Here is a 9,780-nt window from a genome sequence, read left to right on the forward strand (position 1 = left end):
GCCATCAGCACCAGCGCCTGCCCCACCTGCACCGCCTGCCCCTTCGCGCAGAGCACGCGCTGCACGCGGCCGGCAGCCGGCGCGTGCACCGCCACCTCCATCTTCATGGACTCGACCACCACCAGCAGCTGGCCCGCCTCCACCGCATCGCCGGGCGCGACCTGCACCGACCAGATGCCACCGGCCACCTGGGAGGCCACCACCTCGGCGTCGCCGAAGTCCTCGTCCTGCGGGCCTTCGGCCTGCGTGGAGAGCGACTGCGCCTCGTCCAGGCCGGCAGCCCGCCAGCGCTCGCGCTCGGCCTCGAACGCGGCCTGCTGCGTCTGCTTGAAGGCGGCGATCGAGGCCGCGTTCCCGGCCAGGAACGCCCGGTACTCCGACAGCCTGAAGCTGCCGGGCTCGATGCGCAGGCCCGCCTTGCCCGTGGGAAAGTCGCGGCGCAGCTGCAGCAGCGCCTGCGCGTCCACGGGGTAGAAGCGGATGCGGTCGAAGAAGCGCAGCAGCCAGGGCTTGCCGGGCTCGAACTCCGCGGTGCTGCGCCAGCGGTTCCACATCTGCACCGTGCGGCCCACGAACTGGTAGCCGCCCGGCCCTTCCATGCCGTAGACGCAGAGGTAGGCGCCGCCTATGCCCACCGCGTTCTCCGGCGTCCAGGTGCGGGCCGGGTTGTACTTGGTGGTCACCAGCCGGTGGCGCGGGTCCACGGGCGTGGCCACGGGCGCGCCCAGGTACACGTCGCCCAGGCCCAGCACCAGGTAGCTGGCCTCGAACAGGATGTCCTGCACCGCCTTCACGTCGGGCAGGCCGTTGATGCGGCGTATGAACTCGATGTTGCTGGGGCACCAGGGCGCATCGGGCCGCACCGACTGCATGTATTTCTCGATCGCCACCCGCGTCTGCGTGTCGTCCCAGGACAGGGGCAGCCACACGGTGCGGCTGGGCACCTCCACGTCGTCCTGCGCGGCCAGCGCGCGCCCGGCCTCCAGCAGCCGGTCCATCAGGGCCGCGAGCGACAGGCGCAGCGGGTCGTAGTGCACCTGCAGGGACCGGATGCCGGGCGTGAGGTCCACCACGCCTGGCAGTTCACCGGCATCGCGCAGGGCATCCAGGCGTGTCATGAGCGCATGCACCTGGAAGCGCAGCGCGATGTCCAGCGTCAGTTCGCCGAACTCCACCAGCAGGTAGCCGTCGCCGGCGCGGCGGAAGCAGGTCTCCACGCCACCCGCGGGCGCGGGCTCGCGGTGCAGCACCGCACCCTCGGGCGGCTGGAAGCGCCCGGCGAGGGCCGGGGCGGCCGGCACCGGCGACAGGGCCGCATCCTGCGCGCGCGCCATGGCCTCGGCCTGCGCCTGCGTGAGCGGCACGAAGCGCACGGTGTGCCCCGGGGCCAGCTGGCCCAGCTTCCACAGCTCGGCCTGCACCACCGTCGCCGGGCACACGAAGCCGCCCAGGCTGGGCCCGTCCGGCCCCAGGATCACCGGCATGTCGCCGGTGAAGTCGATGGCGCCTATGGCGTAGGCGTTGTCGTGGATGTTGGAGGGGTGCAGGCCGGCCTCGCCGCCGTCGCTGCGGGCCCACCGCGGCCGCGGCCCGATGAGGCGCACGCCGGTGCGGCTGGAGTTGTAGTGCACCTCCCAGGCCGTGGCGAAGAAGGTGTCCACGTCCTCGTCGGTGAAGAAGTCGGGCGCGGCGTGCGGGCCCAGCTGCACGCCGATCTCCCAGGCCGTGCCGCAGGCGGGCGCCAGGGCCGCGGCCTGCGGCGCGGCCAGGGCGGGCAGGGGGGCGGCGCCCTCCAACGGGTCCAGCACATCCCCGGCACGCAGCGTGCGGCCGCCATGGCCGCCGAACTGGCCCAGGGTGAAGGTGGCGCCGCTGCCCATGTACGAAGGCACGTCCAGGCCGCCGCCCACCGCGAGGTAGGCCCGGCAGCCGCCCCCGGTGAGCCGGCCGATGCGCAGCACCTGCCCCGCCGCGACCTCCACCGGGGAATGCCAGGGCAGCGGCCTGCCGTCCAGCGTCGCCTCCATGGGCGCGCCGCAGAGCGCGATGCGCGCCGGGCCACGGAAGCGCAGCGTGGGCCCGGCGACGGTGATCTCCAGCGCCGCGGCGCCCGGCGCGTTGCCCAGCAGGCGGTTGGCCAGGCGCAGCGACAGCGAATCCATGGGTCCCGAGGGCGGCACGCCGACCTGCCAGAAGCCCAGGCGGCCCGGCCAGTCCTGCACCGTGGTGTGCACGCCGGGCGCCAGCACCTCGATCGCCCGGCTGGGCGGCTGGAAGGCCGACAGGCTGCGCGTGGTGTGCGTGCCCCCGGCGAAGGGCTGGAAGCGCAGGGCCTCGCGCAACCACGGCAGGTTGGACGCCAGGCCGGCGACGCGGGTGGCCTTCAGGCCCGCTTCCAGCTTCGCCAGCGCATCGGCGCGGTCGCTGCCGTGCGCGATCAGCTTGGCGAGCATGGGGTCATAGTGGCCGCCGACCTCGGTGCCGCGCTCCACCCAGGTGTCCACCCGCAGGCCCGGCGGGAAGGCGACCTCGGTCAGCACGCCGGTGGCGGGCTGGAAGTTCTTCCAGGGGTCCTCGGCGTACAGGCGGGCCTGCACCGCATGGCCGCGCGGCTCGATGCGCAGCGTGTCCAGCGGCGGCATCTCGCCCGCGCCCAGGCGCAGCATCCATTCCACGATGTCGATGCCGGTCACCGCCTCGGTGACGCCGTGCTCCACCTGCAGCCGCGCGTTCACCTCCAGGAAGAAGAACTCCTGGGTGCGTGCATCCACCACGTACTCCACCGTGCCGGCGGACCGGTAGTTCGCGCCCCGCGCCAGGCGGCAGGCGGTCTCCAGCAGCGCGGCCCGCACCGCCGGGCGCAGGTGCGGCGCGGGTGTCTCCTCCACCACCTTCTGGTTGCGCCGCTGCAGGGAGCAGTCGCGCTCCCCCAGCGCCAGCACGGCGCCCGCGCCGTCGCCGAAGACCTGCACCTCGATGTGCCGTGCATCGGCGATGTAGCGCTCCAGGAACACGCCCGCATCGGCGAAGTTGCCCTGCGCCAGGCGGCGCACGGTGTCGAAGGCGGCACGCAGCGCGGCCGCATCCGGGCACATCTGCATGCCGATGCCGCCGCCGCCCGCGGTGCTCTTGAGCATCACCGGCCAGCCGATGCGCTCGGCCTCGGCCAGCGCGGTCTCCAGGTCGGGCAGCAAGCCGGTGCCGGGCAGCAGCGGCACGCCCTGCGCCTGCGCCAGCGCGCGTGCCGTGTGCTTGAGGCCGAACAGCCGCATCTGCGCCGGCGCCGGGCCCAGGAAGACCAGCCCCGCCGCTTCGCAGGCCTCGGCGAAGGCCGGGTTCTCCGACAGGAAGCCGTAGCCCGGGTGCACCGCCTGCGCCCCTGTGGCGCGAGCCGCCTCCACGATGCGCGCGGCGTCCAGGTAGCTGGCCGCCGCGGGCGCGGGGCCTATGCACACCGCCTCGTCGGCCAGGCGCACGTGCAGCGACTCGGCATCCGCTTCCGAATGGACCGCGACCGCCGCCACGCCCATGCGCCGCAGCGTGCGGATGATGCGGCAGGCGATCGCGCCGCGGTTGGCGACCAGCACCTTGTCGAACATCAGTGCGCTCCCCAGACCAGGCAGCGCACCGGCGTCGGGTTCCAGCCGTTGCAGGGGTTGTTCAGCTGCGGGCAGTTGGAGATGAGCACCACCACGTCCATCTCGGCGCGCAGTTCCACGTACTTGCCGGGGGCCGAGATGCCGTCCGCAAAAGTGAGCCCGCCCTCGGGCGTGACCGGCACGTTCATGAAGAAGTTGATGTTGGACGGGATGTCGCGCTTGGTCAGGCGCAGCGGGCCCTCGCCCATCACCGCCGCCATGTAGTTCTCGCGGCAGGCGTGCATGGGGCGCTTCTCCAGCGCGTAGCGCACGGTGTTGCTCTCGCAGGAGCACGCGCCGCCCAGGGTGTCGTGGCGCCCGCAGGTGTCGGCGACCAGGGTGAGCAGCGGCCGGCCGGCGTTGGACATGAGGCGGGTGCCCACGCCCAGGTAGAGCGCGCCCTGGGCCTGGATGGTACGGGTCAGGCTGTAGTGCTCCTCGGGGTCGCCGGCGGCGAAGAACAGGGTGTCCACGGCCTGGTTGCCCTCCAGGTCCTCGATGCGCATCACCTCGCCGCGGCGCAGCAGCTTCATCCAGGGCTCGCCCGCGGGAACGGTCTCGTCGGCGATGGCACGCGCCGGGTCCAGGTCGCTGATCTTCAGGTGGGAGGTCATGGCGGGGCTCACAGGAAGAAACGCTCGGTGTTGATGAAGCCGCGGCCGTTCTCGTCGCAGCGCAGGCGGCAGGGGTCGTCGGCACCGGCCGTGCCGGAGCGCCAGGCCGACAGGCGCACCTCACCGGGGGCCCAGTCGGGCGACGGGTCCAGGGGGTGCGGCGCGGCCGAGAGCAGCACCAGCACGTTCATCTCGCAGCGCAGGTCCACCAGCTGGCCGGGGCGGCGGTGCGCGCCGTCGAAGGACAGGCGCCCCTCCCCGTCGGCCACGGCCTTGCTGAAGAAATTGACCGGCGCCACCAGGTCGCGTCGCGAGAGCCCCCACTTGGCCGCCTCGATGGCCAGCCCCTCCAGGCCGGCGCGGTGCATGGCGTTGCGATGCGCCTGGTAGCGTGCGACGCCGTACTTCGCGTCCATGGCGTCCTGCGGGAGGGCGCCGCACACCGTGTCGTGCCAGCCGCAGCTGTCCATGGGGATGGAGCACAGGATGCGGCCCATGTCGGAGTAGAGGGCACAGCCGGCGGTGAGGAAGGCCGTGTGCTGCGCCTTGAGCGTGTCCGGCATGTTGTAGCGCTCGGACTTCTCCTCGAAGTTGTAGAACAGCGCCGAGACGTTGGCGCGGCCCTCCAGGTCCGTCAGGCGCAGCGTGGTGCCCCGGCGCAGCACGCCGGACCAGTGGCAGCCGCCGGGCAGCGACTCCTCCCAGAGCAGGAGGTCCGGGGAGTACGGCGTGGAATGCGCAGGCACCGCGGCTCGGGCCAGCGGCGGCAGGTCTTCAAATCGGATGGGAGGGGTCATCGGCGGCCTCGGGTTCCTGGGTCGAAAAGGGCGAGAGACGACGGGGCGGCGCACCATCGATCTCCCGGGCTTTTGTCCCTCCGTGGAACCCCGTCGCCGGGGCCGACCGCTCTCGGACCAGGCAGCCCGCGCACAGGACGCGGGCCCGGAACCCTAGCGGTCAAGTCAAGCGGCGCCAGGCGCCATCGACTCTCTGCAAAACACTAAGCAAGGGCGGTGCCAGTGCGCGACGTCCCGGCCCGGCCGCAGGGCGCCCCGGCATGGGGCGCGACGCCCCAGGCCAGGGCATGCCGCTCAGAAGGTGTACTTGACGCCCAGCACCACCGTGCCGCGGCCCAGGAAGCGGCCGTTGCTGTCGGTGTAGAAGCTGCGCTTGGCATCGGTGTCCATGGCGGCGGCGGTGGCCACGAAGCCGTTGCCGAAGTCCTTGGCAAAGGTGAGCGCGATGTCGCTGTAGCTGGCCGGCAGGGCCTGATGCGGGATCAGCTGGCGGCCGACGTGCGGCGTGAGCGTCATGCCGTTGCCCAGGTCGATCGCGGCGCTCAGGTCGAAGTACTGGCTGCCCTTGCTGTCCAGGTTGCCCAGGAAGTTGCTCACGCTGCGGTTGTACTTGAGCGTGAACATCTTGTAGGTCAGCGAGCCGTACACCTCGGTGGTGCTGGCGTTGGCGAACAGGCCGGCGCCCGGGGTGCCGGCGGCGCCCGAGTTGTTGCCCGGGTACTGGTAGGTGATCACGCCCACGTCGTAGCTGAGCGTGGAATCGATGGCGTCGCGGAAGCCGCCGTACAGGTCCAGCTCGTAGCTGCCCTTGGTGGCGAGGTTGAATTCCTTCACCCACTTCACGTTCGACACGAAGGTGCCGAGGTAGACACCGCTCTTGTGGGTGAAGTCGGCCCCGGCCTGGACGGCGGGCTGGTAGGAGGTCTGGGCGATGCCGCGCACGCGGTAGTCGGACACGGCGCCGACGTTGAAGGTCAGCGTGTAGTCCGGCTCGGGCGAGGCGTCATTGGCGGCGAAGGCCGAACCGGCGGCCAGCAGCAGGACGGCGATGGAGGTCGCGCGCAGGGAGTTCTTCATCATGGGTGGGTCTTTCGTTGTGAAACAAGGGAAGGCCTGCCGCGTCGAGCACGTGGCATGCCAGCGTGATGGGCCACGTGCGTGGCGGGGAACTTCTTCATCGCGAGCCCGGGCGCGCCTTGTGGGCGGGCAGCTGGATGGGCGGGATCGCGGCGGCGTGCAGCTGCAGCCGGCCGCCGATGACGCCGCGGCGCGTGAGCATCTCGTTGGCGATGGCCGACAGCCGGGGCGCACGCCCCTGCACGAGGATCACCTCCATCACCTGGTTCTCGGACAGGTGCACGTGCAGCGAGCTGATCACCTCGTCGATGTTCTCGTACTGGATGTCGGCCAGCCGCTTCTGCAGGCCGGGCACCTGGCGGTCGTAGTGCAGCGTGATGGTGCCGACCATGACCTCGTCGCCCAGCTCGCCGCGCGAGGCCAGCACCTTCTCGTGCACCACCTCGGCGATGGCCTGCGAGCGGCTCTCGTAGCCATGGCGGGCCACCAGCCCGTCCAGGGCCTCGAGGAGGTGCGCGGGCAGCGAGACGCCGATGCGGCTCACCCCTGCGTTTCCGTTGCGGCCCCGTGCCATCTGGTGTGCTTCCGCCCGCCTCAGAACATCCAGCTGTAACGCTCGACTTCCCACTGGCTGACCGAGAGGTGGTACGCCTGCCACTCCTCGCTCTTGTAGCGGATGAATTCATCGCGCAGCTCGCGGCCCAGGGCCTCTTCCACCAGCGGGTCGGCGGCGAAGGCGGCCACGGCCTCCTGCAGCGTCTGCGGCAGGAAATCGATGCCGCGGGCGCGCCGCTCTTCCTCGCTGATCGCGTACAGGTTGTCCTCGTTGGGCTTGCCCGGGTCGATGCGGTTGCGGATGCCGTCCAGGCCGGCCGCCAGCACCAGGGTCGCGGCCAGGTAGGGGTTCACCGCACCGTCGGCGTTGCGCGACTCGCAGCGGCCGCCGCCGGCCGGGATGCGGACCGAGTTGGTGCGGTTGTTGGAGCCCCAGGAGTTGAACACCGGCGCCCAGGAGAAGGTGCTCATGGCGCCGCGGCGCACCAGGCGCTTGTAGCTGTTCACGGTGGGCGCGAAGACGGCGCACAGCGCCCGGCCGTGCTTGAGGATGCCGCCCACGAACCAGTAGCCCAGCTGCGTCAGGCCGATGCCGTGCGGGTCCTCCGAGGGCGGGCAGGCGAAGGCGTTCCTGCCGCTCTGCAGCTCGTACAGCGACATGTTGAAGTGGGCGCCGTTGCCGGTCTTGTCGGCGAAGGGCTTGGGCATCATGGTCGCCAGCAGGCCCATCTCGCGGGCGTAGTGCTTGGCCATGTGGCGGAAGAAGACCAGCCGGTCACAGGTGGTGACGGCGTCCGCGTAGGCGAAGTCGAACTCGAACTGGCCGTTGGCGTCCTCGTGGTCGAAGGAGTAGAGGTCCCAGCCCAGGCCGTTGATCGCGCTGGCCATCTTGTCCAGCCACTCGAAGTTGTTGGTGAAGCCGCGCACGTCGTAGCAGGGCTTGCTGAGCTTGTCCTCCGGGTCGGGCGCCGACAGCCGGCCGAGCTCGTCCTGGCGCAGCAGGAAGATCTCGCACTCGATGCCCAGGTTCATGCCGTAGCCCAACTTGCCCGCCTCGGTGAGCTGCCGCTGCAGCGCGACGCGGGTGTTCAGCGGATAGGGCTTGCCCTGGAAGTGGTTGTCGGCCGGGATCCACGCGATCTTGGGTTCCCAGGGCAGCTGGATCAGGCGCGAGAAATCCGGGATGGAGGTCAGCTCGTCGTCGTTGGGCGCCTGGCCCAGGCCGTCCAGCGCATAGCCGGTGTAGCGCTCCGAGCCTTCGGCCATGTGCAGCATGTGCGCGATGGGCACCACCTTGGCCTTGGGCACGCCATGGATGTCCACGTAGGCGCCGATGCAGTACTTCACGCCTCGGGCTTCCAGGTCCTTCTGCAGGCGGCGCAGGTCTTCGTTCTCGTTCACGCGGTGTCCTTGCTGTAGGGGTGGGTCAATGCCGGCAGTCGGCAACGGGTTCGAAATAGGAGGCGTCCAGCGGCGGGCGCTCCACGGTGCCGCGCCGCACCAGGGCGCTGAGGTCCTCGACCATCCAGTCGAACCACTGGCGGCCCTTCTCCTCGCTGGCGAGGCTGGGCAGGCCGGTGGTGCCATTGGCGCTGGTCCGGTTGACCGGGTGCGAGAACACGCATCCGCCGGTGCGGTCGGGGTCGTCGCCCTGGCCCAGGCGGTCCGGGCGCACCTGCTGCGGCGCCACGGCCATCATCAGCGAGGTCTCGGCGTCGTTGGCGTGCCAGTCGGCCGCGTCCGCAGCGTGGAAGGCGCGCACCCGCTCGCTCAGCGTGGCCGTGTTGAGCAGGGCCACCATCAGGTCGTCGAAGCGGCTGCGAAGCATTTCCAGCGCGCAGCGCAGCGGCGCGGCGTTGGTGACATGGCCGTTGACGATGAACAGGCGCCGCACGCCCGCGTGGTACGCCCACTCGCCCACCTGCTCCACCAGCTGGATCAGCAGCATGGGGGTCAGGGCGAGCGTGCCCGGCCAGCGCCGGCTGTGGCCCAGCGAGCAGCCGTAGGCCAGCGTGGGCAGCATGGGCACGCGCGTGGCCCCGGCCACGGCCAGGCACAGCCGCTCGGCCACCACCGAGTCCACGCCGCAGGCCAGGTGCGGCCCGTGCTGCTCGGTGGCGCCCACGGGCAGGATGGCGGCGTGCCCGCTGCCCGCGAGCACCTCCGGGATCTCGGTCCAGGTCAGTTCGTCCCAGCGCATCGCCGCGTCCTCATTCGATGTCGTCGGCCACGTCGGTGAACCGGATCATGGGTTTGTCCACCAGCGCGGCCTCGTCCGGCGGCGCCTCCACCGGCGGGTGGATGAGCGCGTCCACGCGGGCGCGGGTGGCCTGGAATTCGGTCGTGGTGAACTGGCCCGGCGAGCGCGGGCGCGGCACCGGCACCTCGATCAGTTCCTGCACCTCGCCCGGGTGCGCCTTGAGCACCAGGATGCGGTCGGCCAGGTAGATGGCCTCGTCCAGGTCGTGCGTGATGAAGAGCACGGTGACGTCGAGGTTGCGCCAGATGTCCAGCAGGTGTGTCTGCATCTTGGAGCGCGTCTGCGCGTCCAGCGCGCCGAAGGGCTCGTCCATGAGCAGGATGCGCGGCTGGTTCACCAGCGCGCGCGCGATGGCCACGCGCTGGCGCATGCCGCCCGAGAGCTGGTGCGGGTAGGCGTCGGCGAACTTCGACAGGCCCACCAGCTCCAGCCATTCGCGCGCGTGCTGCTCGGCGGTGCCGCGCGAGCTGCCGTTCATCAGCGGGCCGAACATCACGTTGCCCTTGACGGTGAGCCAGGGGAACAGCGAGTAGCCCTGGAACACCATGCCGCGGTCGCGCCCCGGGCCCTTGACGGGCGCGCCGTCCAGCAGGATTTCGCCGCTGGTGGCCTGCTCCAGGCCGGCCAGGATGCGGATCAGCGTGGACTTGCCGCAGCCCGAGGGGCCGATGACGCAGACGAATTCGCGCCGGTGGACCTTGAAGTCGATGCCGCGCAGGGCCTCGGTGTCGCCCTGCGCACCCTGGTAGACCTTGCCCAGGCCGCGCGCCTCCAGGATCACCTCGCGGGCGCGGATGCGCTCGAAGCGCGCCGCCACCTCGGGCGATTGCAGGCGCACC

General features: G+C 71.3%; 8 protein-coding genes and 1 riboswitch. All 8 genes read right to left on the reverse strand.

The features are described 5' to 3' along the window. On the reverse strand, positions 1-3,602 hold a 3,602-nt coding region (uca, locus tag IM725_RS18805; protein WP_227753944.1), incomplete at its 3' end, for an urea carboxylase. Next, positions 3,599-4,252 (reverse strand): urea amidolyase associated protein UAAP2, encoded by a 654-nt coding sequence (locus IM725_RS18810; protein WP_193782173.1) that lies wholly within the window; start codon positions 4,250-4,252, stop codon positions 3,599-3,601. The genes uca and IM725_RS18810, both read right to left, overlap by 4 nt. Positions 4,253-4,260: 8 nt before the next feature. Beyond that, complete coding sequence (locus IM725_RS18815; RefSeq protein WP_193782174.1) at positions 4,261-5,049, reverse strand: urea amidolyase associated protein UAAP1; 789 nt, start codon at positions 5,047-5,049, stop codon at positions 4,261-4,263. 59 nt (positions 5,050-5,108) lie between these two features. Then, positions 5,109-5,217, reverse strand: a riboswitch (guanidine-I (ykkC/yxkD leader). Between the two features lie 126 nt (positions 5,218-5,343). Beyond that, positions 5,344-6,129, reverse strand: coding sequence for a TorF family putative porin (locus tag IM725_RS18820; RefSeq protein ID WP_227753942.1), 786 nt, complete (start codon positions 6,127-6,129; stop codon positions 5,344-5,346). 94 nt (positions 6,130-6,223) lie between these two features. Beyond that, entirely contained in the window at positions 6,224-6,670 is a 447-nt protein-coding gene (gene nikR / locus IM725_RS18825) for a nickel-responsive transcriptional regulator NikR (RefSeq protein ID WP_287066807.1), read from the reverse strand. Between the two features lie 50 nt (positions 6,671-6,720). Then, positions 6,721-8,082 (reverse strand): type III glutamate--ammonia ligase, encoded by a 1,362-nt coding sequence (glnT, locus tag IM725_RS18830; RefSeq protein WP_193782176.1) that lies wholly within the window; start codon positions 8,080-8,082, stop codon positions 6,721-6,723. A 25-nt stretch (positions 8,083-8,107) separates the two neighbouring features. Further along, positions 8,108-8,881: a creatininase family protein gene (locus tag IM725_RS18835; protein ID WP_193782177.1), complete on the reverse strand. Its 774-nt coding sequence runs from the start codon at positions 8,879-8,881 to the stop codon at positions 8,108-8,110. Between the two features lie 10 nt (positions 8,882-8,891). Then, entirely contained in the window at positions 8,892-9,773 is an 882-nt protein-coding gene (locus IM725_RS18840) for an ABC transporter ATP-binding protein (protein ID WP_227753945.1), read from the reverse strand. Positions 9,774-9,780: the final 7 nt, after the last annotated feature.

Source organism: Ramlibacter aquaticus (assembly GCF_015159745.1).
GTDB lineage: Bacteria > Pseudomonadota > Gammaproteobacteria > Burkholderiales > Burkholderiaceae_C > Ramlibacter > Ramlibacter aquaticus.

What these genes read in the sequence shown, in the direction of transcription:
- IM725_RS18820 (WP_227753942.1), bottom strand. Translation starts at nt 6,129, where the DNA reads ATGATGAAGAACTCCCTGCGCGCGACCTCCATCGCCGTCCTGCTGCTG.
- IM725_RS18810 (WP_193782173.1), bottom strand. Translation starts at nt 4,252, where the DNA reads ATGACCTCCCACCTGAAGATCAGCGACCTGGACCCGGCGCGTGCCATC.
- IM725_RS18835 (WP_193782177.1), bottom strand. Translation starts at nt 8,881, where the DNA reads ATGCGCTGGGACGAACTGACCTGGACCGAGATCCCGGAGGTGCTCGCG.
- IM725_RS18815 (WP_193782174.1), bottom strand. Translation starts at nt 5,049, where the DNA reads ATGACCCCTCCCATCCGATTTGAAGACCTGCCGCCGCTGGCCCGAGCC.